This window comes from Shinella sp. JR1-6, assembly GCF_004284735.1.
Taxonomy (GTDB): Bacteria; Pseudomonadota; Alphaproteobacteria; order Rhizobiales; family Rhizobiaceae; genus Shinella.
Genome location: NZ_SHMI01000019.1, coordinates 40,766 through 67,684 on the forward strand (window position 1 = coordinate 40,766; position 26,919 = coordinate 67,684).

30 protein-coding genes are annotated in these 26,919 nt (G+C 64.6%); 14 read left to right on the top strand and 16 right to left on the bottom strand.

Annotated elements, in window-relative coordinates; genetic code table 11:
• Positions 1-7: 7 nt before the first annotated feature.
• A complete protein-coding gene (locus EXZ48_RS25140; protein ID WP_371260045.1) occupies positions 8-565 on the bottom strand; it encodes a hypothetical protein in 558 nt (185 codons plus the stop codon).
• A gap of 327 nt (positions 566-892) precedes the next feature.
• On the opposite strand from EXZ48_RS25140, the gene thrC reads away from it, so the two are divergent.
• From thrC to EXZ48_RS25180, 8 genes are all read left to right on the top strand, one after another.
• On the top strand, positions 893-2,296 hold the full coding sequence (gene thrC / locus EXZ48_RS25145) for a threonine synthase (protein ID WP_197283964.1): 1,404 nt from the start codon (positions 893-895) through the stop codon (positions 2,294-2,296).
• Positions 2,297-2,316: 20 nt separating this feature from the next.
• Entirely contained in the window at positions 2,317-3,612 is a 1,296-nt protein-coding gene (locus EXZ48_RS25150) for a pitrilysin family protein (RefSeq protein WP_023512592.1), read from the top strand.
• A 99-nt stretch (positions 3,613-3,711) separates the two neighbouring features.
• Positions 3,712-4,350 (top strand): glutathione S-transferase family protein, encoded by a 639-nt coding sequence (locus tag EXZ48_RS25155; protein ID WP_130519136.1) that lies wholly within the window; start codon positions 3,712-3,714, stop codon positions 4,348-4,350.
• Between the two features lie 32 nt (positions 4,351-4,382).
• Positions 4,383-4,679, top strand: coding sequence for a putative quinol monooxygenase (locus EXZ48_RS25160; RefSeq protein WP_130519138.1), 297 nt, complete (start codon positions 4,383-4,385; stop codon positions 4,677-4,679).
• 21 nt (positions 4,680-4,700) lie between these two features.
• The gene (locus EXZ48_RS25165; protein ID WP_130519140.1) at positions 4,701-5,054 is read left to right on the top strand and encodes a cupin domain-containing protein; all 354 of its coding nucleotides are present in this window, start codon (positions 4,701-4,703) and stop codon (positions 5,052-5,054) included.
• Positions 5,055-5,162: 108 nt separating this feature from the next.
• Entirely contained in the window at positions 5,163-5,312 is a 150-nt protein-coding gene (locus EXZ48_RS25170; RefSeq protein WP_130519142.1) for a DUF1127 domain-containing protein, read from the top strand.
• Between the two features lie 263 nt (positions 5,313-5,575).
• Complete coding sequence (locus EXZ48_RS25175) at positions 5,576-6,169, top strand: GNAT family N-acetyltransferase (protein WP_023512597.1); 594 nt, start codon at positions 5,576-5,578, stop codon at positions 6,167-6,169.
• 122 nt (positions 6,170-6,291) lie between these two features.
• A complete protein-coding gene (locus EXZ48_RS25180; protein ID WP_371260047.1) occupies positions 6,292-9,135 on the top strand; it encodes an EAL domain-containing protein in 2,844 nt (947 codons plus the stop codon).
• A 7-nt stretch (positions 9,136-9,142) separates the two neighbouring features.
• On the opposite strand, the gene EXZ48_RS25185 is transcribed toward EXZ48_RS25180, so the two are convergent.
• From EXZ48_RS25185 to EXZ48_RS25195, 3 genes are all read right to left on the bottom strand, one after another.
• Positions 9,143-10,198, bottom strand: a complete 1,056-nt coding sequence (locus EXZ48_RS25185; protein ID WP_130519144.1) for a putative zinc-binding metallopeptidase — start codon at positions 10,196-10,198, stop codon at positions 9,143-9,145.
• A 117-nt stretch (positions 10,199-10,315) separates the two neighbouring features.
• Positions 10,316-10,507 carry a CsbD family protein gene (locus EXZ48_RS25190; RefSeq protein WP_130519204.1) on the bottom strand — a complete coding sequence of 64 codons (192 nt, stop codon included), beginning with the start codon at positions 10,505-10,507 and terminating at the stop codon, positions 10,316-10,318.
• A 99-nt stretch (positions 10,508-10,606) separates the two neighbouring features.
• Entirely contained in the window at positions 10,607-11,212 is a 606-nt protein-coding gene (locus EXZ48_RS25195) for a YqgE/AlgH family protein (protein WP_023512601.1), read from the bottom strand.
• A gap of 172 nt (positions 11,213-11,384) precedes the next feature.
• Between EXZ48_RS25195 and EXZ48_RS25200 the strand changes: the two genes are divergently transcribed.
• Entirely contained in the window at positions 11,385-12,173 is a 789-nt protein-coding gene (locus EXZ48_RS25200) for a protein-disulfide reductase DsbD domain-containing protein (RefSeq protein WP_130519146.1), read from the top strand.
• A 114-nt stretch (positions 12,174-12,287) separates the two neighbouring features.
• Positions 12,288-12,773, top strand: a complete 486-nt coding sequence (locus EXZ48_RS25205; protein WP_023512603.1) for a peroxiredoxin — start codon at positions 12,288-12,290, stop codon at positions 12,771-12,773.
• A 102-nt stretch (positions 12,774-12,875) separates the two neighbouring features.
• Here the strand turns inward: EXZ48_RS25205 and rnhA are convergent, their stop codons facing one another.
• The 11 genes from rnhA to coxB form a co-directional block, all read right to left on the bottom strand.
• Positions 12,876-13,316 (bottom strand): ribonuclease HI, encoded by a 441-nt coding sequence (gene rnhA / locus EXZ48_RS25210; RefSeq protein ID WP_023512604.1) that lies wholly within the window; start codon positions 13,314-13,316, stop codon positions 12,876-12,878.
• The gene (locus tag EXZ48_RS25215) at positions 13,313-14,278 is read right to left on the bottom strand and encodes a homoserine kinase (protein WP_023512605.1); all 966 of its coding nucleotides are present in this window, start codon (positions 14,276-14,278) and stop codon (positions 13,313-13,315) included. Before EXZ48_RS25215 ends, rnhA begins: the two co-directional genes overlap by 4 nt.
• 201 nt (positions 14,279-14,479) lie before the next feature.
• A complete protein-coding gene (gene ispH / locus EXZ48_RS25220) occupies positions 14,480-15,481 on the bottom strand; it encodes a 4-hydroxy-3-methylbut-2-enyl diphosphate reductase (protein ID WP_023514564.1) in 1,002 nt (333 codons plus the stop codon).
• A gap of 93 nt (positions 15,482-15,574) precedes the next feature.
• The gene (locus tag EXZ48_RS25225; RefSeq protein ID WP_130519148.1) at positions 15,575-16,363 is read right to left on the bottom strand and encodes an SURF1 family protein; all 789 of its coding nucleotides are present in this window, start codon (positions 16,361-16,363) and stop codon (positions 15,575-15,577) included.
• Positions 16,332-16,715, bottom strand: coding sequence for a DUF983 domain-containing protein (locus EXZ48_RS25230; protein ID WP_130519150.1), 384 nt, complete (start codon positions 16,713-16,715; stop codon positions 16,332-16,334). The genes EXZ48_RS25225 and EXZ48_RS25230 overlap by 32 nt, the downstream gene beginning before the upstream one ends.
• Positions 16,716-16,954: 239 nt before the next feature.
• Positions 16,955-17,833 carry a cytochrome c oxidase subunit 3 gene (locus tag EXZ48_RS25235; RefSeq protein WP_024271149.1) on the bottom strand — a complete coding sequence of 293 codons (879 nt, stop codon included), beginning with the start codon at positions 17,831-17,833 and terminating at the stop codon, positions 16,955-16,957.
• Positions 17,834-17,891: 58 nt separating this feature from the next.
• Positions 17,892-18,497, bottom strand: a complete 606-nt coding sequence (locus EXZ48_RS25240) for a cytochrome c oxidase assembly protein (RefSeq protein WP_130519152.1) — start codon at positions 18,495-18,497, stop codon at positions 17,892-17,894.
• Between the two features lie 2 nt (positions 18,498-18,499).
• Positions 18,500-18,640, bottom strand: a complete 141-nt coding sequence (locus EXZ48_RS25245; protein ID WP_023512272.1) for a hypothetical protein — start codon at positions 18,638-18,640, stop codon at positions 18,500-18,502.
• The gene (locus EXZ48_RS25250) at positions 18,640-19,584 is read right to left on the bottom strand and encodes a heme o synthase (RefSeq protein WP_023512271.1); all 945 of its coding nucleotides are present in this window, start codon (positions 19,582-19,584) and stop codon (positions 18,640-18,642) included. Before EXZ48_RS25250 ends, EXZ48_RS25245 begins: the two co-directional genes overlap by 1 nt.
• An 84-nt stretch (positions 19,585-19,668) precedes the next feature.
• Positions 19,669-21,336, bottom strand: a complete 1,668-nt coding sequence (ctaD, locus tag EXZ48_RS25255) for a cytochrome c oxidase subunit I (RefSeq protein WP_023512270.1) — start codon at positions 21,334-21,336, stop codon at positions 19,669-19,671.
• A gap of 18 nt (positions 21,337-21,354) precedes the next feature.
• The gene (coxB, locus tag EXZ48_RS25260) at positions 21,355-22,239 is read right to left on the bottom strand and encodes a cytochrome c oxidase subunit II (protein ID WP_023512269.1); all 885 of its coding nucleotides are present in this window, start codon (positions 22,237-22,239) and stop codon (positions 21,355-21,357) included.
• 405 nt (positions 22,240-22,644) lie between these two features.
• Between coxB and EXZ48_RS25265 the strand changes: the two genes are divergently transcribed.
• Together EXZ48_RS25265 and tldD are read left to right on the top strand one after the other, a co-directional pair.
• The gene (locus tag EXZ48_RS25265) at positions 22,645-23,175 is read left to right on the top strand and encodes an invasion associated locus B family protein (protein ID WP_023512268.1); all 531 of its coding nucleotides are present in this window, start codon (positions 22,645-22,647) and stop codon (positions 23,173-23,175) included.
• A gap of 78 nt (positions 23,176-23,253) precedes the next feature.
• A complete protein-coding gene (gene tldD / locus EXZ48_RS25270) occupies positions 23,254-24,669 on the top strand; it encodes a metalloprotease TldD (RefSeq protein WP_130519154.1) in 1,416 nt (471 codons plus the stop codon).
• 29 nt (positions 24,670-24,698) lie between these two features.
• Here tldD and EXZ48_RS25275 read toward each other — a convergent pair whose 3' ends face one another.
• Positions 24,699-25,595: a LysR substrate-binding domain-containing protein gene (locus EXZ48_RS25275; RefSeq protein WP_130519156.1), complete on the bottom strand. Its 897-nt coding sequence runs from the start codon at positions 25,593-25,595 to the stop codon at positions 24,699-24,701.
• Between the two features lie 100 nt (positions 25,596-25,695).
• Here EXZ48_RS25275 and EXZ48_RS35810 point away from each other — a divergent pair, with 100 nt between their 5' ends.
• The gene (locus EXZ48_RS35810; protein WP_256370924.1) at positions 25,696-25,824 is read left to right on the top strand and encodes a hypothetical protein; all 129 of its coding nucleotides are present in this window, start codon (positions 25,696-25,698) and stop codon (positions 25,822-25,824) included.
• 36 nt (positions 25,825-25,860) lie between these two features.
• Positions 25,861-26,916 (top strand): polysaccharide deacetylase family protein, encoded by a 1,056-nt coding sequence (locus EXZ48_RS25280; RefSeq protein ID WP_130519158.1) that lies wholly within the window; start codon positions 25,861-25,863, stop codon positions 26,914-26,916.
• The last annotated feature ends 3 nt before the right edge of the window (positions 26,917-26,919 follow it).

Here is a 26,919-nt window from a genome sequence, read left to right on the forward strand (position 1 = left end):
GGAGCCGTCATTTCGTGTTGTACGGGCCTTCGTCGAAGCCGACATAGACCTTGGTGAAGCCGCCGGAACCGCCGGGCAGCGCCACGTCACCCTTGGTGAAGATGAACTGGCCGGCGTCCGTGTTCACGGCATACTGGACGAGTTCGGAATAGAGCGTCGTCTTGCCGTCCGTGGCGGCGACGCGGATCGGCACATTGACCGTTCCACCGCTGCCGGCAGGGCCGGACACGACGCGCCCCTGCACCATCACGGTCATGACGAGCTGGTTCTGGTTCAGCACGCACTGGCGGGTCGAGTCGGCGAGCGTCACCTGGTAGAGCAGCTTCTGCGGATCGTCCTTGGCGCCCTTGGCGTAGCGGCGCATCACAGCCGTGCCGTCGCGCAGATAGACCTGCGGGCACGAACCCTGCACGACGGCGGTGCCCGTCTGCTGCTGGGTGGCCGTCTGTACGCCAGACGGATCGCTCGTCACGCCGAGATCGGCGGGCTTGTCGGTCTGATTGCAACCGGCGACGACGGCGAGAAGGGATATGCCGAGAAAGCGGCGGATATTCATTCCAAACACGATACTGTAACCCCTGCGATCAGGCCCCGCCCCCGGCGTGCAAGCCTTTCGGAACTCTTTTACGGGCCTTTTCACGACCCTAGGCGATGGTCTATAGCAGCGACGTGGCGAAAAATCGATTGTCGATTGAAACCGCCCGCAGAATTTCGACACGGCCCGTTTCACGCCGGAGCGGGCAGAATGCAACGGCATTGCCACGATCTGCCGCAAAGAGACCCGCGGCCTTGCGTGGCCTTTCGCTAGACTGGGCGACAGAGCATTGGTACGAAGCGACAGTCGGTTCCTGCGATTTTCGTCGCTCGAAATCATCAACCTTCCCAAGGACGTATGAACGTGGACTATGTTTCGACGCGGGGCGAGGCCCCTTCCCTCGGCTTCTCCGATGCGCTTCTGGCGGGTCTAGCCCGCGACGGTGGCCTCTATGTGCCGCGTGAATGGCCGAGCTTCTCCAAGAAGGAGATCCGGGCGCTGCGCGGCAAGTCCTACCAGGAGATCGCCTTCACGGTGCTCTCGCCCTTCGTCAAGGGCGACATCCCCGCAGACACGTTCCGCACGATGATCGACGAGGCCTATGCGACCTTCCGCCATCCGGCGATCGCGCCGCTGGTGCAGACCGGGCCGAACTCCTTCGTCATGGAGCTCTTCCACGGCACGACGCTCGCCTTCAAGGACGTGGCGATGCAGCTGCTCGCCCGGCTGATGGACCACGCGCTGGCGACCCGCGGCGCGCGCGCCACCATCGTCGGCGCCACCTCGGGCGATACCGGCGGGGCGGCGATCGACGCCTTTGCCGGCCGCGAGCGCACCGACATCTTCATCCTCTTCCCCGAGGGCAAGGTCTCGCCGGTGCAGCAGCGCCAGATGACGACCTCCAAGGAAAAGAACGTCCACGCGCTTGCCATCAAGGGCAATTTCGACGACTGCCAGAACCTCGTCAAGGCAATGTTCAACGACGTGAAATTCCGCGACCGGGTACAGCTCTCGGGTGTCAACTCGATCAACTGGGCGCGCATCATGGCCCAGATCGTCTACTACTTTACCAGCGCCGTGGCGCTGGGCGGCCCGGACCGGAAGATCTCCTACACCGTACCGACAGGCAATTTCGGCGACATCTTTGCCGGCTATGCCGCCAAGCGCATGGGCCTGCCGATCGACAAGCTGATCATCGCCACCAACGAGAACGACATCCTCGCGCGCACGCTGAAGACCGGGCGCTACGAGATGAAGGAGGTGAAGGCCACCACCTCGCCATCGATGGACATCCAGATCTCGTCCAACTTCGAGCGCCTCTTGTTCGAGACCCATGGCCGGGATGCCGGCGCGGTGCGCCGCGCCATGGAAAGCCTCAAGCAATCCAGCGCCTTCGACATCGGAGAAAAGGCGCTGAAGGCGATCCGCAAGGATTTCCGCGCCGGCCGCGCGTCCGAAAAGCAGGTGGCTGCGACGATCAAGGATACGCTTGCCGAGACCGGCTATCTGCTCGATCCGCATTCGGCGATCGGCGTCTTCGTCGCCGCCAAGCACGAGAAGCCCGGCGCACCCATGGTGACGCTCGCCACCGCCCATCCCGCGAAATTCCCCGCCGCAGTAAAATCGGCCAGCGGTATTGACCCGGCGCTTCCGACGTGGCTTGCTGACCTCATGCAAAGGGAGGAGCGGTTCGACGTCCTCGATGCGGAGCTCGATGCGGTGGAAGACTTCATCGGGAAACACACGCGGGTTCGAGGCTAGAAACGCAGAAAGTGCGCAGGATGAAAGTTGAGTGCACCCGGCTTCAATCCGGGTTGACCGTGGTGACCGAAAACATGCCGCATCTCGAGAGTGTCGCTCTCGGCGTGTGGATCAAGTCGGGGTCACGCAACGAAACCACGGACGAGCACGGCATCGCCCATCTTCTGGAACACATGGCCTTCAAGGGGACGGAGCGTCGCTCCGCCCGCCAGATCGCCGAGGAAATCGAGAATGTCGGCGGCGAGGTCAACGCCGCCACCTCGACGGAAACCACCTCCTACTACGCCCGCGTGCTGAAGGACCACGTCCCGCTCGCGGTCGACATCCTTGCCGACATCCTGACGGAATCCGTCTTCGACGAAGAAGAGCTCCGCCGCGAGAAACACGTCATCCTGCAGGAAATCGGCGCGGCGAACGACACGCCCGACGACGTGGTCTTCGACAAGTTCTCCGAGGTCGCCTATCGCGACCAGATCATCGGCCGCGCCATTCTGGGCACGCCGGACTCGGTGCTGTCCTTCTCGCCCGGCGAGATCCGCTCCTATCTCGACCGCAACTATACGACGGACCGCATGTTCGTCGTGGCGGCCGGTGCCGTTAACCACGAAGACTTCGTGCGCCAGGTCGAGGACCGCTTTTCCTCGCTTCCGACCGCACCGAAAATCTCGCCTGTCTTCGAACCGGCCCGCTATACCGGCGGCGACATCCGCGAGACGCGCGACCTGATGGATGCGCAGGTGCTGCTCGGCTTCGAGGGCAAGGCCTACCATGCCCGCGACTTCTACTGTTCGCAGATCCTCGCCAACATCCTCGGCGGGGGCATGTCCTCGCGCCTCTTCCAGGAGGTGCGCGAGCACCGGGGCCTGTGTTACTCGATCTACGCCTTCCACTGGGGCTTTTCGGACACCGGCATCTTCGGCATCCATGCCGCGACCGGCGGCGAGAACCTGCCGGAACTGATGCCCGTCATCTTTGATGAGCTGAAGAAGTCCTCCGAGACGATCCACCAGCAGGAAATCGAGCGCGCCCGCGCGCAGATCCGCGCCCAGCTTCTGATGGGTCAGGAAAGCCCTGCAGCCCGCGCCGGCCAGATCGCCCGCCAGATGATGCTCTACGGCCGCCCGATCCCCAACGAGGAGCTGATGGAGCGCCTTGCCGGTATCACCATCGAGCGCCTGACGGACCTTGCCGGCCGCCTGTTCTTCGATACCGTGCCGACCATCTCGGCCATCGGCCCGCTGGAGCATCTCGTCTCGACCGGCGACATCACGCGTTCGCTGTCGCGCCAGGCCCTTCCCGACCGCGCGGCGAGCTGAGGAGACCATCTCCCACAACTGCCGGGAAAACTTCCGGCAGCGGTGTCGGAACGGAGATGGCGTGTCCGTCCTTGTCCTGAAACGGAAAGGAGATGGACCATGGCCGACCTCGTTCTCACGACCTTCGACTGGGTGCCCGAAATGCCGCGCGGCTTCGTGCGCGACCTGCGCGTGCGCTGGGCACTGGAGGAGGCCGGATTGCCCTACCGTGTCGAGAGCGTGCCCTTTGGCGACCGCAAGGCCAGGCACCTCGCGCACCAGCCCTTCGGCCAGGTGCCCTGGCTCGTGGATGGCGACATCTCGATCTTCGAGACCGGTGCGATCCTGCTCCATCTCGGCGAACGCAGCGCGGCCCTGATGCCCACCGATCCGCGCGGCCGGAGCGACGCCATCAAGTGGCTTTTCGCGGCACTCAATTCCGTCGAGATGGCGAGCCTGCCCTGGGCCCTGCTGATGTTCGCGAACGTTCCCACAGGTTCACCCTCGCGCAAGCCGCTCGACAGCTTTCTCACGCTGCGGCTGCAGCGCATGGAAGCGGTCCTTTCGGAACGTGAGTGGCTGGCCGGCCGCTTCTCCATCGCCGACATCGTGATGGCGGACGTGCTTCGCCTCGTCGAACGCTTCGGCGGGCTGGTGGAGTATCCGGCCTGCCATACCTACATGACCCGCGCCACCGCCCGCCCTGCCTTTGCCAAGGCCCATGCCGACCAGATGGTGCATTTCGCGGCGGCGGACTGAGTGGCGGGGCACGTCAGGATACAGGGATCAGCATGCTCAAGGTCATCGCACAGGATTTCATTCGCCCCGAGGCGGTCGATATCGTCCGGCCGCTCTACCGGGAGCTCGTCGAGCTCACCCGCCGGGAGCCGCTGTGCATCAGCTACGATCTCTTCACGGACCAGAAGGATCCCGGCCACTTCGTCTTCATCGAAACCTGGCCGGACCGCGCTGCGCTGGATGTGCACTGCGCCACCGAACACTTCCGCCGCCTCGTCCCGCAGATCGACGCCCATCAGCGGGAAAAGGGTACCTATATCTTGATGGACGGCTTCGATCCGGCCGGCTGAAATCGGAAAGACGGGAAAACCATGCAGAAAATCGCCGCGATGCTCGAACGCGCCCAATGGGCTGAAAAGCCCGACGTCTGGCAGGGCGAGTTCGAAGGCCAGGCCTTCGGCACCGACGTCTCCGTCGTGTTCTACACCACGGACGAGATCGGGCGCGGCCCGTCGCTCCACCGGCATCCCTATGACGAGATCTTCATCGTGCGCCAGGGCCGTGCGCTCTTCACGGTAGGCGACCGGCAGCTTGAGGCAAGCGCCGGGCAGATCGTCTTCGGGCCGGCCAATGTGCCGCACAAATTCGTCAATCTCGGCCCCGGCCGGCTGGAGACGACGGACCTGCATGTGACGGCGGTGTTCGCCCAGGAGGACCTCGAATAGCAGGCATTCACGACGCCATGCAAAAAACGCATGCCTACGCTGCAAGCATATGCATTTTTTCCGGGCACGCGATTGTTTATATCATTGGCAACACAAAGGAGTTGACCAATGAACATCTTCGCAAAGCTCAAGAAGAACGCCGCCGACCGCCGTGCCGTCCGTGAACTCAGCGCCCTCGACGACCGCGCCCTCCAGGACCTCGGTATCTCGCGCTCGAACATCCAGTCCGCCGTCAAGGGCCTCGTTGTTTTCGGCTGAGCCATCCGGCAGGAAAGCCGGGCGCCAGGCCTGATGACGGGGCGCGCTTGATGAAGCGCTCGAACCGGTCGTCCCGCCCTCACCGGAAGGTGGAGCGCCCATGGCTTTGAAGACGCAACCCGCCGCAAGGCGGGTTTTGTTTTTTCGGAACTTTTCCCGCCACGCCGAGGCCCCGGTCCCCCCGGACCATTTGACGCCGGTGAGCCTCTCGGCATAATCTTGTCCGACAAGGCACGCCATGCATCGGCGCGCGCGGAGGGCGAATGGCACGGTCGGTTTTTCGGTTTCTGTCCCGGCAGTCCGACACCGTGGAACTTGCCGACGATCGGCACCTCCTGCGCCTGCCCCGCTTCCAGGACTACCGGCAATGGTATCAGCTGCGTTCGGAAAGCCGCCGCTTCCTTGAGCCGTGGGAACCGACCTGGCGCAACGACGAGTTGACGGAGAGCGCGTTTCGCGCCCGTGTTCTCAGAAATGAACAGGAATTTTCCTCCGGCCAGGCCGTGCCGCTCTTCGTGTTCGCGCGCGAGGAAAAGGCGCTGCTCGGCGGGCTGACCATCGGCTATATCAGGCGCGGCGCGGCGCAATGCTGCATGATCGGCTACTGGATGGGCGAGCGGCATGCCGGCCAGGGCCATATGCATGGTGCCCTGAAACTGGTCATACCGTATATCTTTTCGAGCCTTCAGTTGCACCGTATCGAGGCAGCCTGTATTCCAGACAATCAGAGAAGCATCCGTCTCCTTGAAAAGGCCGGCTTTCGGCAGGAAGGCTACCTTCGGGAGTATCTGAAGATAAACGGGGAGTGGCGCGACCACGTGATGTTTTCGCTTCTGGCGGCCGACAGGCGGCCGTAGGCGGCACCCGGGGCGCGACAGGACTGGGCAGACCTAAGGACCATGCAGTTTCAATGAAGCCTCTATCCGTGCCGCAAACGCTGCATGCCAGCCGGTTGCTCGCTCTCATCCTTCTGGCCACGATGCTCCTTTCCGGCATGATGACGGGACGCGCCTTTGCCGTCGAACCCGTCAAGATCTCCCGTGACGACACCGCGCTCGACCTCACCGCCACCACGGAAATCTATACCGGCCGGGGCGAGGCCTTCCAGGTCTCCACGGCACCCGGAACGGACGGCATCGTGCGCCGCATCGAGGTGCGCGCCACCTCGCAGGACCATCAGGGCGACTGGGCCGTCTTCGCGCTCGCCAACGTCTCGGAAGAGCAGATCGACCGCCTGATCGTCGCCCCGCATTTCCGCCTCGTGCAGTCGAAACTCTTCTGGCCGGACCTTGGGGCAAAGCGCATCATCTCGATCACCCCGAGCGAAGGCTTCGCGCTCGACCGCCAGCCGAGCGACGAGGCGGACGTCTTCCGCATCACGCTCAACCCCGGCACGGTCGTCACCTTCGTCGCGGAGCTGGCGACGCCCGATCTGCCGCAGATCTATCTCTGGGCGCCGGATTCCTACAAGGACACGGTCAACGCCTTCACGCTCTATCGCGGCATCGTGCTCGGCATTGCGGGCCTGCTCGCCGTCTTCCTCACCATCCTCTTCGTGGTGAAGGGCACCTCCATGCTGCCGGCGACGGCCGCGCTCGCCTGGGCCGTGCTTGGCTATATCTGCGTCGACTTCGGCTTCCTGTCCAAGCTCATCAGCATCACCGCGGGGGACGAGCGCATCTGGCGCGCCGGCACGGAGGTGTTCCTCGCCGCAGGCCTCGTCGTCTTCCTCTTCACATACCTGAACCTCAACCGCTGGCACGCGCATCTTTCCTATGCGACGCTCGCCTGGATTCTTGGCCTCGGCCTGCTCTTCGGTGTCGCGATCTACGATCCGCCGATCGCTTCCGGCATCGCCCGTCTCTCCTTCGCCCTGACCGGCACGGTCGGCATCGTGCTGATCGCCTATCTCGGCTTCAACCGCTACGACCGCGCCATCCTGCTCGTGCCCGCCTGGGCCCTCATCCTCGTCTGGCTGTTCGGCGCCTGGCTGACGGTGACGGGACAGCTCAACAACGACATCATCCAGCCGGCGCTCGGCGGCGGCCTCGTGCTGATCGTGCTGCTCATCGGCTTCACGGTGATGCAGCACGCCTTTGCCGGCGGCGCCTACAGCCAGGGGCTGTTCTCCGATCTCGAGCGCCAGTCGCTGGCGCTGACGGGCTCCGGCGACACGGTCTGGGACTGGGACGTGGCACGCGACCGTGTCGTCACCATCCCCGACATCTCCATCCAGCTCGGCCTTGCCCCTGGCGTCATGCACGGCCCGGCGCGCAACTGGCTGCCGCGTCTGCATCCGGACGACCGCGACCGTTTTCGCGCGACGCTGGACGTGCTCCTGGAGCACCGCAAGGGCCGGCTCAACCATCAGTTCCGCGTGCGCGCCGAGGACGGCCACTATCACTGGCTCGCCATCCGCGCCCGGCCGGTGCTCGGCGCGAACGGCGAGATCATCCGCTGCGTCGGCACGATCATCGATATCACCGAACAGAAGAACTCCGTCGACCGCCTGCTGCAGGACGCCCTGCACGACAACCTGACGGGCCTGCCGAACCGCCAAGTCTTCCTCGACCGGCTGCAATCGATCCTGTCGCTCACCGCAAGCTCGGACACTGTGCGCCCGACGGTACTGACCATCGACATCGACCGCTACAAGCAGGTCAACGACGCGCTCGGCATTGCCGCCGGCGACAACATCCTCATCGCCCTCACCCGGCGTCTGCGCCGCCTCCTGAAGCCGCAGGACACGCTGGCACGGCTTGCCGGCGACCAGTTCGGCCTTATCCTGATGTCGGAGCGCGACCCCGCCAAGGTCGCCGATTTCGCCGATGCGGTCAGCAAGGCGATCATGGTGCCGATCAATTTCGGCGGCCGCGAGATCATCCTGACCGCCTCGATCGGCCTCGTCTCCTGGGTCGACCAGCAGGAGGACGCGCCGGGCCTGCTCAACGATGCGGAACTGGCCATGTACCGGGCCAAGAAGGGCGGCGGCAACCGCGTCGAACCCTTCCGTCCCGCCTTCCGCACCTTCGGCGCGGATCGCCTGCAGATCGAGACGGACCTGCGCCGCGCCATCGAGCGCAAGGAACTCTCGCTCGTCTATCAGCCGATCGTCCGCCTTTCCGATGCCGAGATCGCCGGCTTCGAGGCGCTGATGCGCTGGGACCACCCCAAACGCGGCAACATCTCGCCGACGGAATTCATCCCGATCGCGGAAAGCTCCGACCTTATCAACCAGCTCGGCCTCTTCGCCTTCGACAAGGCGGCGAGCGACCTGATGGACTGGCAGCTCCAGACCGGCGACCTGCCCGTCTTCGTCTCGGTCAACCTCTCCAGCGCCCAGCTCCTCAACAACGAACTCTACAACGACGTGCGCGCCGCGCTCGCCAAGACGCGCTGTGCGCCGGAAAAGCTCAAGCTGGAACTCACCGAATCCGTGGTGATGGAGAATCCCGAGCAGGCCCGCCTGATCCTCACCAAGCTGAAGGACGTCGGCCTCGGCCTCGCGCTCGACGATTTCGGCACGGGCCATTCCTCGCTCTCCTATCTCACCCGCTTCCCCTTCGACACGATCAAGATCGACAAGGCGCTGGTGCGCGACGGTTCCGACAAGCGCACCGTGCTGCTCCGCTCCGTCATCTCCATGGCGCGGGAACTGGAAATGCAGGTCGTCGCCGAGGGCATCGAATCCGAGGAGGACGCGATCGAGCTCGGCAATATGGGCTGCGAATTCGGCCAGAGCTACCTCTTCGGCCCGCCGATCGGCTACGATTCCGTGCTGCGGCTGCTGAAGGAGCGCTTTCCGCTGATGAAGCGGGCGTAGACGCCCGCTACGAACGCCTCACCAGCCTGTTGATGAAATCCAGCTTCTGTACGACCGGTGGCGGCAGGACGAAGGGGTAGCTGTCGGGCTGGCCCATCGAACGCTGGATGGCGTTCATGGCGACGCTGAGCGGGATCCAGGCTTCGACGAGGCGACCGGCATCGGGGGCACGGTAGGGATCGAAGGTGACCTCGGCCTCCAGCTCCTCGTGGCCCTTCGGATCGGTGTTGAGGCCGAAGGCGCGGGCGGTTTCCAGCGTATCGACGATGTGGAAGAAATGTGCCCAGCACTCGGCGAAATCCTCCGCCGGGTGGCAGCTGGCATAGGCGCTGATGAAATATTGCGGCCAGTCGGCGGGCGGCCCCTGTTCGTAGTTGCGCCGGAGGGCGGCAGCGTAGTCCTCGCGCTCGTCGCCGAAGAGGCGGCGGGCCTCTTCCAGCGTCGCCTCCTCGCGGATGAGCCTGGTCCAGTAGAAGTGGCCGATCTCATGGCGGAAATGGCCAAGCAGCGTGCGGTAAGGTTCGTCCATCGACACGCGCACGCCCTCGCGCACCTCATCGTCGGCCTCGGCCGCGCGCAGACTGACGAGGCCGTCCTCGTGACCGGTCATGGCGGCCTGGACGACATTGCCGCCGGCATCCAGCTCGTCGGCCAGAAAATCGAAGACGAGGCCGCCGGCAGGGTCGTCCTCGCGCGTCGGGTGCGGCAGCTTCCAGCGCAGGATGGAATAGAAGAGATGGCGCTGGGCTGCGCCGATACGCCGCCAGCGCTCCAGCCCCTTCGGGTCCGTGGTGGGCACGATGCGGTTGTGGCGGCAGGCCTCGCAGAAGGCGTGCGCGCTGTCGGCCGGCAGCAGCCAGTTGCAGACATCCTGCGCGGCGTTGTCGCAGAAGCGGTAGACGCCCTCGCCCGGCGCGATCTTCCAGACCCCCTCGCCCTCCGGCACCAGGGCATGCAATGTCATGTCCTCGGCAAGAAACCCGAGCGTGGAGCCGCAACGCACGCAGACGCGGTTGTCGAAATAGGTGGTCTGGCCGCATGTCGCACAGGTGAAAAGTTTCATGATGCCTCGATCCGGCGATGGCCCTTCGACAAAATACCCGCATCGGCCGTTGGCGATACGGGTATTTAGGCTTTGCGGTGGCGGGATGACGCGGCGCGCCGTCCCGCAAGTCGTCGGTCAGAGGCGATCGACGGCGCCCTTGGCTGCATCCTTGGCCTTGCCGACCGCTTTCTGGGTCTTGCCCTTGGCTTCCTGGACGGCGCCTTCAACGCGCAGTTTCGGGCTGCCGGCGGCCTTGCCTGCGGCCTGCTTTGCCTTGCCGGCCAGCTCGTTGGCCGTGCCCTTGATCTTGTCGCTCGTGCTACCCACCATCGTACTCCTTGTTAGAGGCGCAATTGTTGACGCGCTCCATAAACGGCAGGCGTTGCGACAGGTTCCGGCAGCATTGGAGAAAATTTGCCGCGCCGCTCAGGCGTGGCCGGCCTCGGCGGAGAGCATGGCGGGCGAGATGCCCATCAGGGCGAGCGCCCGCTCGTATTTGCTGTCAAGATTGGTGTCGAAGATCAGCTCCTCCTGGGCCGGGCAGGACAGCCAGCCATTGGCGCCGATCTCGTTTTCGATCTGGCCTGCGCCCCAGCCGGCATAGCCGAGCATCATCAGGCCCTTCTCCGGCCCGCGGCCGCGGGAAATGGCACGCACGATATCCAGCGTCGCCGTGAGGCAGATGTCGTCGCTGACGGGAATGGAGGATTCGGACATGTAGTCGTCCGAATGCAGCACGAAACCGCGCCCGCTCTCCACCGGCCCACCGCAGCGGATGGGAAAATCCAGCGTCGCGCCGGGCAGGCGGATCACCTCGTCCTCGCCGAGCAGGTCGAGATGCAGCAGCACATCGGAGAAGTTCAGCTGCTGCGGGCGGTTGATGACGAAGCCCATGGCGCCATCGTCCGAATGGGCGCAGATATAGACGACGGTGCGGGTAAAATTGGCGTCGGCCATGCCCGGCATGGCGATCAGGAACTGACCGTCAAGGAAGCCGCGTTCTCGCCTGTTTTTCAGAACCGACATAGCCATAATGGATGTAGCCTACCAATTCGCCATCAAATGAAAAGCGTTCTTTTCGCCGGCGCAGAACGCCAGCCCTGCAAGAAAGGTATGGTGTCCCGGCAGGCGATCAAGCTTTTATGATCGGTCCGTGCATTTTTGTTGCTGGAAAGCATTCCGCCGCAGCGGTAGATGTTGACCCATGAAACGCCTGCAAACTGCTGCAATCGCGCTGCTTTTCCTGTCCTCCGCCGCCTCGGCGGCAACCTCGCCCTGGGTGGAGACGCCGGGCGGCGACGTGCGCCTCGTGGTGCTTCCGGCGGAAACCGACGGTTCGGCGCGCGCCATGCTGGACATCCGCCTGCATGACGGCTGGAAGACCTACTGGCGTGACCCCGGCGGCAGCGGCATTCCGCCGTCCATCACCGTCTCCGGCGCAACGCTGACTTCGATCGGCTTTCCTGCGCCGCGCCGGCTCGGCGACGAGGCGAACCACTATATCGGCTATGACGCGCCGGTGCGCCTGCCGATGAAACTCGCCACGGCGGCGCGCGGCACTGTCACTGCCACGATTTTCCTCGGCGTGTGCAAGGATATCTGTATCCCCGTGCAGGCCGAGCTGACGGTCGAGCCGGGCGGCGAAGGCTTCACCAACCCGCTGGAGGAGACGGCGATCGCCGCCGCCGAGGCGACCCTTCCCGGGATGGCAGGCGACGGCCTCCGGCCACTCGACGGCCATTGGTCGGCGGACGGCAAGACGATTTCCGTGCGTTTCGAGGCACCGGCGGACGCGGCACCCACGGATGTCTTCCTCTCGGGCGCCCCGTTCGAATTCGGCGCGGCCGGCCCCGTGCGGCGGGACGGCAATGCCTTCGTCGCCGACATTCCGGTGCTGCACCGGCCGAAGGTGTTCGACCTTGCGAAGAACCCGATCCAGCTGACGCTCCGCTCCGGCGAGAAGACGATGGAAGCCCCGCTCGCCGTCGAGTGAACCCGCGGCGTTTCGGGCGGAAAACCGCTTCGCACTTTTGCCGGCGCTGCTTATAGTGCCGCCGGCAGGCCCCTTCCGGCCCTTCGCCATTCCCTATCAGACAGGAGAGACGCCGTGACCATTTCCGTTGGAGACAAGCTGCCCGAGCTCAAGATCAAGGAGCGCACGCCGGACGGTCCCGCCGACATCTCGACCGCGGACCTTTTCGCGGGCAAGCGCGTCGTGCTCTTTGCCGTGCCGGGTGCCTTCACGCCGACCTGCTCGCTGAACCATCTTCCGGGCTATCTCGAAAACCGCGACGCGATCCTCGCCAAGGGCGTGGACGACATCGCCGTCGTCGCAGTCAACGACCACCATGTGATGGGCGCCTGGGCGACCTCCACGGGCGGCGCCGGCAAGCTGCGCTTCCTCGCCGACTGGGATGCCGGCTTCACCAAAGCGCTCGGCATGGACATCGATCTCTCCGCCGGCACGCTCGGCGTGCGCTCCAAGCGCTATTCCATGCTGGTAGAGGACGGCGTGGTGAAGGCGCTGAACATCGAGGAAAGCCCCGGCCAGGCGACCGTTTCCGGCGCGGCGGCGATGATCGAGCAGCTTTGAGATCAAAGGGGGGCTAGGCCCCTCATCCGGCTACCGCCCCTTCTCCCCGCGCGCGGGGAGAAGGTCCCGGCAGGGGAATGAGCGGCAATCAGCCTGAGCGCCCTACCCCTTCTTGAACGGCGCCATGCCCTTGCGGGCGAGCTCGTCGGCACGTTCGTTTTCCGGGTGGCCGGCATGGCCCTTGACCCAGTGCCATTCCACCTTGTGGCGCAGGCGTTCGGCATCCAGCGCCTGCCAGAGGTCGCCGTTCTTCACGGGCTTCTTGTCGGCGGTCTTCCAGCCGTTCTTCTTCCAACCGAAGATCCATTTCGAAATGCCGTCCATGACGTATTTCGAATCCGTGTAGAGATCGACCTCGCAGGGCGTCTTGAGCGCGGCAAGCGCACTCATCGCCGCCGTCAGCTCCATGCGGTTGTTGGTGGTTTCGGCCTCGCCGCCGCACAGGTCCTTCTCGACCGTACCGTAACGCAGCACTGCGCCCCAGCCGCCGGGACCGGGATTGCCCGAGCAGGCGCCATCCGTGAAAATATCGACATGCTTCATCGCGACAGACCGTATTCCGCAGGGTTTTGAATCTGACGGTGGAAGCGCAGCTTGCGCAGATATTCCAGCGGATCCTTCTTGACGACAAGCGCGCCGGGCGGCGTCATCAGCCAGTCGTAGAGCCGCGTCAGGAAGAAGCGCAGCGCCGAGCCGCGCGCCAGCAGCGGCAGGGCCGCGGCCTCCTCCTGCGAAAGCGGGCGCACGCTTTCGTAGCCTTCCAGCAGCGCCATGCCCTTGGTCAGGTTGAACGCACCGTCCTTCTCGAAGCACCACGCGTTGAGGCAGATGGAGACGTCGTAGGCGAGCAGGTCGTTGCAGGCGAAATAGAAATCGATGAGACCCGACAGGGCGTCGCCGATGAAGAACACATTGTCCTGGAAGAGATCGGCATGGATGACGCCCGACGGCAGGCCCTTCGGCCAGTTCGTCTCCAGGAAGGCGAGTTCGCCGGCGATCTCATCCTGCAGGCCGGTTTCCACCTCGTCGGCGCGGTCCGCCGACTTTTCCCACAGCGGCCGCCAGCCACCGACAGAGAGCGCGTTGGCGCGGGTGATGTCGAACCCTTCGCCGGCCAGATGCATTTCGGCCAGCGCGCGGCCGACCTCGCGGCAATGTTTCGCCGCAGGCTTGCGCAGCCACATGCCCTCGAGGAAGGAGATCATCGCGGCAGGGCGGCCCGAAAGCTCGCCAAGCAGCGCGCCGTCGTTGCGCGGCAGTGGCAGTGGGCAGGAAAGACCCCGCTCGGCCAGGTGATGCATCAGACCGAGGAAGAACGGCAGGTCGTTTCGGTCGACGCGCTTCTCGTAGAGCGTCAGGATGAAGGCGCCTGCCGTCGTGTGCAGCAGGAAATTGGAATTCTCCACGCCCTCGGCAATGCCCTTGTAGGACAGCAGCGTGCCCGCGTCATAGGCAGTGAGGAAGCGGGCGAGATCGTCTTCGGTGATATCGGTATAAACGGCCACGGCGGGTCTCAGGCTTGTGGGGTGGTAGGATCGACGGGACGGTATGGCATGGACGGCCGCCCCTCACCTGCCTGCCGGCATCCTCTCCCCGCAAGCGGGGCGAGGAGCGATGGGCGCACCGCTCTGCTCCTTCGCCCCGCTTGCGGGGAGAAGGTCCCGGCAGGGGGATGAGGGGCAATAGACGGCAGGGCCTGCAGGATTTTATTCCCCATTGACGAAGGCCATGTCGGCGGAGGTGAGTTCGATGGTGCGAAGCTCGCGGTTGACGAGGAAGTGCTCGTTTTCCTCGACCGTGTCGGCAAGCTCCACGACGGCGTTGTAGCGCGCGCGGAAAGCCTCGATGATCTCGTTGACGATGACCTCGGGCGCCGATGCGCCGGCCGAGAGACCGACGGTCCTGATATCGCCGATGGTTTCCCAGTCGATCTCGGCGGCGCGTTGCACGAGCACGGATTTCGTCGCCCCGGCCCGCAGCGCCACTTCGACGAGGCGCTTGGAATTGGAGGAGTTCGGCGCGCCGACGACGAGGAAGAGATCGCAGCCCGGCGCGGCCTGCTTGACCGCTTCCTGCCGGTTGGTGGTGGCGTAGCAGATGGAATCGGCGGCCGGGGCCGTCAGGTTCGGGAAGCGCTCGTGCAGGCGCTTGATGACGCCGGCCGTGTCGTCCACCGAGAGCGTCGTCTGGGTGACGAAGCCGAGATTGTTTTCGTCCGGCGGAACGTATCTGTCCGCGTCCTCGACGGTCTCGACCAGCGAGACGGAGCCTTCCGGCAGCTGGCCCATGGTGCCGATCACCTCGGGATGCCCGGCATGGCCGATCAGAACGACGTGGCGGCCAAGGCGCTGGTGGCGCATCGCCTGCTTGTGGACCTTGGAGACGAGCGGGCAGGTCGCATCGAGATAGAAGAGATTGCGCGCCTCGGCATCGGCGGGCACGGATTTCGGCACGCCATGGGCGGAGAAGACGACAGGCTGCTGGCGGTGCTCTTCCGGGATCTCGTCGAGCTCTTCGACGAAGATCGCGCCCTTGGCCTCCAGCCCCTCGACGACATAGCGGTTGTGCACGATCTCGTGGCGCACATAGACCGGCGCACCATAGGCCTTCAGCGCCAGCACGACGATCTGGATGGCGCGATCGACGCCGGCGCAGAAGCCGCGCGGGCCACACAGCCTGATGGTCAAGTCCGGTCGGGTATCAATCATGCTTCACTGTATCCGGCAATGGTCGGGGCCTTGCGCCCCATATAGGCCGGCAAGCGCCGCCGCGCCAAGAAAAAACAACTTGATCGCCCGCTTTCAGGCCCCTGGACGAGCGGTCCTCCGCCGCAGCACGGCAAAGAGGCCGACGCCGACCAGTGCGGCCGCCAGGCCATACCAGGTGACGGCATATTGCAGATGGTTGTTGGGCAGGTCGAACTGGGTAACGGCGCCGATCGGCAGCCCCTTGGGGTTCGGCGCATCCCCGGCATCGACGAAGAAAGGCACGAGCCTGTCTGCGGGAATACCGGTCGTCGCCGCCATCGCGTCGAGGTCCTTCCAGTAGAAGATGTTCTTCGACAGGTCGTTGTCTGGCACGATGGAGGACGGTTTTTCGGCAAGGCGGGCACGGGCAAGACCGGTCACGCTCTGCAGGCCAGTGAGCTGGCCCTGCTTGCGCATTTCCGGCTCCTTCGCCTCGAAGGGTGTAAAGCCCCGGTTGACGAAGAGGAAGCGCCCGTCGGCCAGCTGGAGCGGCGTATAGACGTGATAGCCGGTCTGGCCGCGCCAGGTGGCAAAGAAGTGCCGCTCCTTGTTGTTAGCGAAAACGCCCGAGACCGTCACGGGGCTGTATTCGATATCCTCGCCCCGCGCCGCCATCGCCTCGATATCGGCCAGCGACACCGGCGCGGCGATGCGGCGCGCCGCCATGTCGGAAAGAAGCTGCTCCTTCCAGTAGAGGCGCTGCAGCTGCCAGGTGCCGAGCGACAGCAGGATGGCGAGAGCGACGACGAAGGCGGCCCCCATGAGGATCGCCACGCCCCTGCTCTTTCGCGGCATCGCGCCGGCCGGGACCTCAGCCACGGTCGATCTCGCCCGGCCGGGCATTGTTGCGGTATTGCAGCGTGATCAGCAGGCCCTTGAGCACGCGCGTCAGCCCAAGGCCGAGAATGATGACGAGCGGGATCCACAGAAGGAAATGCACCCAGAGCGGCGGGTTGACGTTGACCTCCATCCACAGCGCTGCACCGACGACGATGAAGCCGACGATGAGCAGCACGAAGACGACCGGGCCATCGCCCGAATCGGCGAAGGCATAGTCGAGCCCGCAGCTTGTGCAGGACGGCTTCACCTTGAGCAGGCCGTCGAACAGCTTGCCCTGGCCACAGCGTGGGCAACAGCCACGCAGCCCGGTGCTGAAAGGGTCGACGGGGGGATAAAGTGCCTTGTCCTCGTCCATGCTCGTATCCGTATGTTCACGCCCGGGTGGGCTGCCGCGGGCTCTTGCTTCAGGCGGCAAGGCCCATCACCTGCCTGCCGGCATCCTCTCCCCGCAGGGGGATGAGGGGCCAAAGCGGCGCATATGCTCCTATACCGTCCTGCCCGCCGCCCGTCCAACCGAAAGGCCGCGACAAAGGGGCCCGAAACGGGAAACGGCCGCATCGCTGCGGCCGTTTCGACAAATCGAGCAAGGCTCGCTTACATGTGCGCGATCGGCGCGCCCCAGCCACCCCAGATGTAAATGGAGAAGAACAGGAAGAGCCAGACGACGTCGACGAAGTGCCAGTACCAGGCGGCCGCCTCGAAGCCGAAATGCTGCTTCGGAGTGAAGTCGCCGCGCATGGCGCGGATGAGGCAGACGATCAGGAAGATCGTGCCGACCAGAACGTGGAAGCCGTGGAAACCGGTCGCCATGAAGAAGGTCGCGCCGTAGATGGATTCCTTGAAGGCGAACGGTGCGTGGGCATATTCATAGCCCTGGACGAAGGAGAACAGCACGCCGAGGACGACCGTCAGGGCGAGGCCGTTGACGAGGCCCTTGCGGTCGTTGTGCAGCAGCGCATGGTGCGCCCAGGTCACGCAGGTGCCCGAAAGCAGCAGGATGACGGTGTTGTAGAGCGGCAGGTGCCAGGGGTCGAGAACCTCGATGCCCTTCGGCGGCCAGACGCCACCGGTGTGCTCGACGCGCGCGGCCTGGATGGCTTCGGCCGGGAAAAGGCTGGCATCGAAGAAGGCCCAGAACCAGGCGACGAAGAACATCACCTCGGAGGCGATGAACATGATCATGCCGTAGCGCAGGTGCAGCGAGACGACGCGGGTATGGTGGCCCTCATGCGCTTCCTTCACCGTGTCCGCCCACCAGGCATACATGGTGTAGAGCGTGATCAGCAGGCCGATATAGAAGATCCACGGATTGGCCAGGTTCAGGCCGAACAGGTGGAAGGTACCGCCCGACAGGTAGCGCATGTAGCCGATGCCGCCGAGCGCCAGGACGAAGGCGCCGATGGAGGCAAGCAGCGGCCACGGGCTGGGGTCGATGATGTGGTAGTCGTGTTTCTTCTGATGCGCATCGGCCATCTGACTTATCCCCAATGTATCGCGTTCCGTTCCCGGCATAGCCGGAAACGCATGGTATTCAAAGCTTGTTCGCGTCGTCCGTCTTCACCTCCGCAGCCGAAGCCACCGGCTTCGACGCCTCATGCGGATAGAAGGTATAGGACAGCGTGAGCGTGTGGATGCCCTTCGTCTCGACCGGCTCGACGATCGCGGGATCGACGAAGAAGACGACGGGCATGATCAGTTCCTCGCCGGGCTTCAGCGTCGTTTCGGTGAAGCAGAAGCACTGGACCTTGTTGAAATAGGCGCCGGCCGCCTGCGGCGTGACGTTGAACGTCGCCTGGCCGGTCGTCGGCGTGGAGGCGAGATTGCGCGCCTTGTACATGATCTGCACGGTCTCGCCGATCTTCAGCTCGACCTCGCGCTGCACCGGCTCGAAGCTCCAGGCAAGGCCCGGGCCGACATTGGCGTCGAAGCGCACCTTGATCGTCTTGTCGAGGATGATGTCGGAGGCCTGCTCGACGCGCTGCGTCGTGCCGCCGTACCCCGTCACCTTGCAGAACATCTCGTAGAGCGGCACGGCCGCATAGGCCATGCCGACCATACCGATGACGAAGGAGCAGCAGATGGCGACGATCGTGCCATTGCCCATCCTGCTCTTTTCGGTCTTTTGCATCTCGCTCATCGTCAGCCCGCCATTCCGCCGGAGAACTTCACGAGCGTGACGATGTAGAACAGCACGACGAGGCCCAGAAGCACCGCGCCGAGCGCGATGTTGCGGCCGCGGCGCGCCTTCTTCTGATTTTCCGTGAGATTTACGGTTTCCATTACAGCACCCATCCGAATGACGCGATCATGTGGTCGACCATCAGGCCGGAGAAGACCGCGAACAGATAGACGATGGAGAAGGCGAAGAGCTTCTTGGCCGGCACCATCGCGACGTCGCCCTCCGGCATGCGCAACACGCCGACAGAGTACCACACGAAGCCGAGGCCGAGGGCTGCGGCAAAGAGACCGTAGCCGAGGCTGGCGAAGCCGAGAAGGGTCGGCACGACGGCGATCACGGCGGTCAGCACCGCATAGATGAGGATCTGCACCTTGGTGGTCCGCTCACCGGCGACATTCGGCAGCATCGGCACGCCGACGGCGCCGTAGTCGCGCATCTTGAACAGCGCGAGCGCCCAGAAATGCGCCGGGGTCCACAGGAAGGTGATGAGGAAGAGCACGACGCTCTCGATGGAAACGCCGCCGGTGACGCAGGCCCAGCCGATCATCGGCGGAAAGGCGCCGGCCGCGCCACCGATGACGATGTTCTGCGGCGTCGAGCGCTTGAGCCACATCGTGTAGATGACGGCGTAGAAGAAGATGGTGAAGGCAAGCAGACCGGCCGAAAGCCAGTTGACCGCAAGGCCGAGGATCGCGACCGAGAAGGCGGAGAGCGTCAGGCCGAAGGCGAGCGCTTCTTCCGGGCGGATGCGGCCGGAGGGAATGGGACGCTTGGCGGTGCGGGTCATGACCGCATCGATGTCGGCGTCGTACCACATGTTGAGGGCGCCGGATGCTCCCGCGCCCACGGCGATACAGAGGATCGCGATGGCGGCGATGAACGGGTTGATCTCGCCCGGAGCAAGAATGAGGCCGGCGAAGGCCGTGAAGACGACGAGCGACATGACCCGCGGCTTCAGGAGCTCGAAGAAATCACGCGGCGACGCTTCGGAGAGGTAGACCTCGCCGCCGCCCGGAACCGTTTCGTGATGCTCGATGACCGCCATGTTCTTTCCGTCGCGTTCGGCCGATTCATTCGGCCTTTTCTACTGGCGGAGCCGCCGTTTCCGGCGGCTCCGATCTCAAGGGTCTTACTTGACCTTCGGGAGCTGTTCCCACTGGTGGAACGGCGGCGGCGAAGAGAGCTGCCATTCCAGCGTGTTTGCACCTTCACCCCACGGGTTGTCGCCGGCGACGCGCTTCTTGGCGAAGGCTTCAAAGACGCCGAAGAGGAAGATCAGGACGGCGAAGGCCGAGATGTACGAACCGTAGGACGACACCGCGTTCCAGCCGGCAAAGGCGTCCGGGTAGTCGATGTAGCGGCGCGGCATACCGGCAAGGCCGAGGAAGTGCTGCGGGAAGAAGATCAGGTTCACGCCGACGAACATGACCCAGAAGTGCAGCTTGCCGAGGAATTCCGAGTACATGTAGCCGGTCATCTTCGGGAACCAGTAGTACCAGGCAGCGAAGATCGCGAAGACGGCGCCGAGCGACAAAACGTAGTGGAAGTGGGCGACCACGTAGTAGGTGTCGTGCATGGCGCGGTCGAGGCCGGCATTGGCGAGCTGGACGCCCGTAACGCCGCCGACGGTGAACAGGAAGATGAAGCCGATCGCCCAGATCATCGGCGTCGTGAAGCGGATCGAACCACCCCACATCGTCGCGATCCACGAGAAGATCTTCACGCCCGTCGGAACCGCGATGACCATCGTGGCGAAGACGAAGTAGCGCTGGGTCTGGAGCGACATGCCGACCGTGTACATGTGGTGCGCCCACACGATGAAGCCGACGGCGCCGATCGCGACCATGGCGTAGGCCATGCCGAGGTAGCCGAAGATCGGCTTGCGCGAGAAGGTCGACACGATGTGGCTGACGATGCCGAAACCGGGCAGGATCAGGATGTACACTTCCGGGTGACCGAAGAACCAGAACAGGTGCTGGAAGAGGATCGGGTCACCGCCGTTTTCCGGCGCGAAGAAGGCCGTGCCGAAGTTGCGGTCGGTCAGCAGCATGGTGATGCCGCCTGCCAGAACCGGCAGCGAGAGCAGAAGCAGGAAGGCGGTGATCAGCACCGACCAGGCGAAGAGCGGCATCTTGTGCAGCGTCATGCCCGGAGCGCGCATGTTGAGGATCGTCGTGATGAAGTTGATCGCGCCGAGGATCGAGGAGGCGCCGGCGATGTGCAGGCCGAGGATCACGAAGTCCATGGCAGGACCCGGCTGACCCGACGTCGAGAACGGCGGATAGATCGTCCAGCCGCCGCCCGCGCCGTAGCCGCCCGCCGGGCCTTCGACGAACATCGAGAGCAGGACGAGCAGGAAGGCCGGGATAATCAGCCAGAACGAGATGTTGTTCATGCGCGGAAAGGCCATATCCGGCGCGCCGATCATGATCGGCACCATCCAGTTGGCAAAACCGCCGATGAGCGCGGGCATGACCATGAAGAAGATCATGATGAGCGCATGCGCCGTCGTGAAGACGTTGAACATGTGCTTGCCGCCATCGATGGCAGCATCGCCCTCGAAGCCGTAGACCATCGAGGCAAGACCGTGGAAGATCTGGATGCCCGGCTCCTGCAGCTCCATGCGCATCACCACCGACAGCGTGCCGCCGATGATGCCCGCACAGATCGCGAAGATCAGGTAGAGGGTGCCGATGTCCTTGTGGTTGGTCGACAGGAACCAACGCTGGAAGAATGTGAGCGGCTTGTGTTCGTGGTGATCGTGGTGATCGCCGTGGGCAGCGGATGTTCCGGCCATGGTCTCTCTCCCTTGGAATTACTGCGCGGCGTTTGCGGCGACGTTGACGGACTTTGCCGCACCGTCGACCGACGCCATCAGGGCTTTGTTTGCATCGCCGAGGTTCGTCGCGGCGGCTGCGAGCCACGTATCGTACTTCTCCTGCGAGACGACGCGGATGGCGATCGGCATGAACGCGTGGTCCTTGCCGCACAGCTCGGAACACTGGCCGTAGAACAGGCCTTCACGGTCAGCCTTGAACCAGGTTTCGTTGAGGCGGCCCGGGACGGCATCGATCTTCACGCCGAAAGAGGGCATCGCGAAGGCGTGGATCACGTCGGCAGCGGTGACGAGGAGACGGACATGCTTGCCGACGGGGACGACGACTTCGTTGTCGACAGCCAGAAGGCGCGGATAGACGCCCCTGTCTTCCTTGCCGGCAGCAGCGCGATCGCCGTCCTGCAGCAGGATGCTGTCGAAGGAGAGCGGGCTCTCGCCGACCTGATACTCATAACCCCAGTACCACTGGTAACCGGTGGCCTTGATCGTCAGCTCCGGCTCTTCCGTCGGGGCGAGCTGCCTGGTCAGAAGCTGGAAGGACGGAACGGCGAGGAACAGGAGAACGATGACCGGGCCGAGCGTCCAGACGACTTCGATCGCCGTGTTGTGGCTGGTCTTGGACGGAACCGGGTTCTTGCTCTCGCGGAACTTCACGACGACGACGATGAGCAGGACGAGAACGAACAGGGTGATCGGGACGATGAACCACAGAGTGTACTGCTCGAACCAGCGGATCTCTTCCATGATCGAGGTCGCGGCGGGCTGAAGGCCCTTCTGCCAGTCGAACGGCTGATCAGCGAAGGCGGTCGAAGCAAAGAGCAGACAGCCGATCGCGGCCAGAACTGCAAAAGCTTTGTTTTTCACAACGTATCTCCCCAAGGCGTTTGATCGGGATCAAACAGACGCGCAGAATCCCTGCTATACTGAGTGCTTAAAACCACAGTTTCATGCTCGCCGCAACAGCCATGGGGGACACCCCGTGCGGCATTTTTGCGCAAAAGCAAAAGCATGGGCCCGCTCCCCACAGTTTCTTCATAATTCCCTATAGCATGAAAGGTTTGGCCGCGGCGATCCTGCGCAAAGCCCCCTTGCTTCCCCTCATCCACCGTCCGCACCGGCGGTTCGGCCCCGGGCAAGGCCCCTATTATAATGAGTGGAGAACCGGTCCAATTTCCGCCTTCAATCAATTGGAAATGAGCGCCCGGGGCTTTTCATTTCCCCCCTGCCCCTTCAAAGATAGCCCGACTGATTCGAGATTCCGAGGTTTTCATGGGTTTTGCTCCCCTTTCCCGGCTGTCCCGCACGGCACTTGGCCTTGCCGCGCTCGGGTTCGGCGCTCTCGCGCTTCCTTCCCTTTCGGCAGCCCAGCAGCCCGGCACGGTGAAGTCGAACCACGGCGCCTGGTCGATCGTCTGCGACCAGCCGGCCGGCGCCTCCGGCGAACAGTGCGCGCTGATGCAGAACGTGCTCGCCGAGGACCGGCCCGAGCTCGGCCTGTCCGTCGTCGTGCTGAAGACCGCCGACCGCAAGGCGAAAATCCTTCGCGTGCTCGCGCCGCTCGGCGTGCTACTGCCGAACGGGCTCGGCCTCAATGTCGACGGCAAAGATATCGGCCGCGCCTATTTCGTGCGCTGCTTCTCGGACGGCTGCTATGCCGAGGTCGTGCTCGAGGACGAACTCCTGAAGACCTTCCGCTCCGGCGCGACGGCAACCTTCATCGTCTTCCAGTCGCCCGAGGAAGGCATCGGCATTCCCGTTGATCTCAAGGGTTTCGGCGAAGGCTACGACGCACTGCCATAAGCCCGCACCGGGCGGGCTTGCCGCCCGCCTTCCGGGGACTTACATGAGGCCCCAAGTCCAATGCTTGCGGAGCCTCCCATGAACACCGACCTTCTCTCCCTCTTCGATGTCGACGAGGCGTCCGTACAGGCGGTGCTCAAGGAGACGTTGAAGAACGCCGACGACGGCGAGCTCTTCCTCGAACACGCCCAGGCCGAATCCCTTTCCTTCGACAATGGCCGCCTCAAGGGCGGCAGCTTCAACACCGACCAGGGTTTCGGCCTCCGCGCCGTTGCCGGCGAAGCCGTCGGCTATGCGCATTCCGGCGAGATGACCCTGTCGGCGCTGAAGCGCGCGGCCGACGCTGCAGGCGCCGTCACGCGCGGCTTTTCCGGCGACTACGCCGCCGCCCCGCAGGGCACAAACCGGCGGCTCTATACGCCGGACAACCCGATCGGCACACCGAGCTTCGAGCAGAAGGTCGCCCTCCTAACCGAGATCGACGCGTATCTCCGCGCCAAGGATCCCAAGGTGCGGCAGGTGACCGCCTCGATCGCCGCAAGCTGGCAGGTCGTCAACATCCTGCGCGCCGACGGGCACCGCGTTACCGACATCCGCCCGATGACGCGCGTCAACATCTCCGTCGTCGCCGGTGAAGGCGACCGGCAGGAGACCGGCAGCTACGGCGTCGGCGGCCGCACCACCTTCGACGCGTTCCTCACCGAGGAAAGCTGGCGTTTCGGCGCCGACGAGGCGCTGCGGCAGGCGCTGGTCAATCTCGAGGCCGTCGAGGCACCGGCCGGGACGATGGACATCGTGCTCTCCTCCGGCTGGCCGGGCGTCATGCTGCATGAGGCGGTCGGCCACGGGCTGGAAGGCGACTTCAACCGCAAGAAGACGTCGGCCTTCGCCGGTCTGCTCGGCGAGCAGGTCGCGGCCAAGGGCGTCACCGTCGTCGACGACGGCACGATCGACAACCGCCGCGGCTCGATCACGGTCGACGACGAGGGCACGCCGTCCGCCTACAATGTGTTGATCGAGGACGGCAAGCTGGTCGGCTACATGCAGGACCGGCAGAACGCGCGCCTGATGGGCATGAAGGCGACCGGCAACGGCCGCCGGCAGGGTTATGCCTATCGCCCCATGCCGCGGATGACCAACACCTACATGCTGTCCGGCGACAGGACGCCGGAGGAAATCATCGCCTCGGTGAAGAACGGCCTCTACGCCGTCTCCTTCGGCGGCGGACAGGTGGACATCACCTCGGGCAAGTTCGTCTTCGGCTGCACCGAGGCCTACCTCATCGAGAACGGCAAGGTGACGGCCCCCGTCAAGGGCGCCATGCTGATCGGCAACGGGCCGGACGCCATGCGCCGCGTCTCGATGGTCGGCAACGACACGAAGCTCGACACCGGTATCGGCAATTGCGGCAAGGCCGGCCAATGGGTCCCGGTCGGCGTCGGCCAGCCGCATCTGCGCATGGACCAGGTGACGGTCGGCGGCACCAAGGCCTGATCCCGAAATCGCTCTACCGAGCCTCGACTTCAAGAACCAGAGACGGCAAAGCGCTGCAACAGCCATTCCCGGAAGGCGCGCGCTTCCGGGGAGAGGCGCTTGAAGTCACGGGCGACGAGCCAGTAGGCGCCATAGTGAATGGATATGTCGAAGAGCTGCACAAGGCGCCCTTCGGCGATGTCCTCGGCCGCGAAGGCGCGGTCGACCAGCGCGACGCCGTGGCCGCGCAGCGCCGCCTGCAAGACGAGATTGCCTTCGGTAAAGATCTGCGCGCGCCCGGGCGGCACATCCGCCAGGCCGGCGGCGGCAAACCAGCGCTGCCAGGCGCTGCGGTTCTCCTCGTGCAGCAGCGTGTAGGCGAGGATGTCGGCCGGCGTGCGCAGCGGCGCCCCCTCCTCCATCAGGCAGGGCATGACGACGGGCACCAGCTCCACATCCGCCAGGTGCTCGGCTGCAACGCGCGGCCAGGCTCTGGCGTCCATGCCATGCCGGATGGCGATTTCCGGCTCGTGCGCGCGAAACTCGATGAGCCGCATGTCGGATTCGACCACGACGTCGATCTCGGGATGGTCGGCGTGGAAATCGTCGAGATGCGGCACGAGCCAGCTCGCCGCGAAGGAGGGTTCGGAGCTGATCTCCAGCAGTCCGCCGCCACGCCGGCCGCGAATCTCCGACAGGCTTGCATCCATCGCATCGAAGGCGCGCGACAGGACGTCGAGCAGCGCTTCGCCGGCGGAGGTGAGGCGGACGCTGCGGTGACGGCGCTCGAAGAGCGGTTTGCCAAGCTCGGCCTCCAGCTCCTTGACCTGCCGGCTGACGGCGGCCTGCGAGACGAGCAGCTCCTCGGCCGCCAGCGTGAAGCTGCCAAGCCGGCCCGCCGCCTCGAAACTCCTGAGCGCCGTGAGCGGCAACCGTCCGCGTTTCATCGCATAACCTCAAGTCATTCGAAATCGACGATAAACTCGTTTGAGCAAAAAGGGCAAGCAGGCGGACAATCCGTGCAGACAGAAAACACGGAGAACCACGATGCTCGACCCCATCACGCGCATCTTCATGGATGTGATCCGCATCCTCACCTTCCAGGCCGGGCGGCCGGCGCCGCCGCGCCACAGGAAAGCCGTTGTTAACCACTCGGATACCGACCGGGTGCGATAACGGCCGCGAGAGACGAAAAGGGACGACGAAGACGACATGCCGATTCGCAGCGTCATGCGACAGGGGCTGAGGCGCGCCATGATCACCGGCGGGCTGGAGTTCGCGCATCTGGCCGAGCGCGTCGGGCTGATGGCGTCCGCGCGCGGCATGGGTGCGATCTTCACGCTGCATCATGTGCGGCCGAAGACGCCGCAGACCTTCGATCCGAATGCGCATCTGGAGATCACGCCGGACTTTCTCGACGCGGCGATCGAACACCTGACGGAAGAAGGCTACCAGTTCGTGGCGCTGGCCGACATGCCGGCACGACTGGCCATCGCACGCGGTGGCGAGCGTTTCGCAGCCTTCACGCTGGACGACGGCTATCGCAACAATGCGGTTCATGCCCAGCCGGTCTTCACACGGCACAAGGTGCCCTTCACCGTCTTCGTCTCGCCGGGCTTTGCCTGCAAGACGCACGGCATCTGGTGGGAGACGCTGACGGAGCTTTTGCGCGTCGCCCCGCATCTGGAGTTCGATTTCGGCTCCGGCGCGATCGCCCTGCCGCTCGCAACCCTCTTCCAGAAGCAGACCGCCTATGTCCGGCTCGCCCATTTCATCCAGGCGGAGATGGACGAGGCTACGGCAATCGAGCGGCTCGATGCCGCCGCAAGGGCCCATGGCATCGATCCTCTGATGATCACCGAACGGCTCGTCATGCGCGAGCCGGAGCTGAAGAGCCTCGTCGTCAACCCCCTCGCCTCGATCGGCGCGCATACCGTGAGCCACCGGGCCCTCGCCCGCCTTGGCGACGCGGAAGCATGCCAGGAGATGGAGCAGTCGGCCGAGCGCATCGCCGCCATCATCGGCCACCGGCCGGACACGCTCGCCTATCCCTATGGCGGCCGCGCCTCCGTCTCGCCCCGCGAGCACCGACTTGCCAGGGACCTCGGCTTCCGCGTCGCCGTCACGACGGATCCGGGCACGATCTCGGCCCGCTCCTTCGACGCGCCGACGACGCTCCCGCGCATCTCGCTGAACGGGCACTACCAGAAAGCCAAATATGTCGGGGCACTGGCTTCAGGCATTCCCTTCCGGCTGATGCGGCGCTGAGCC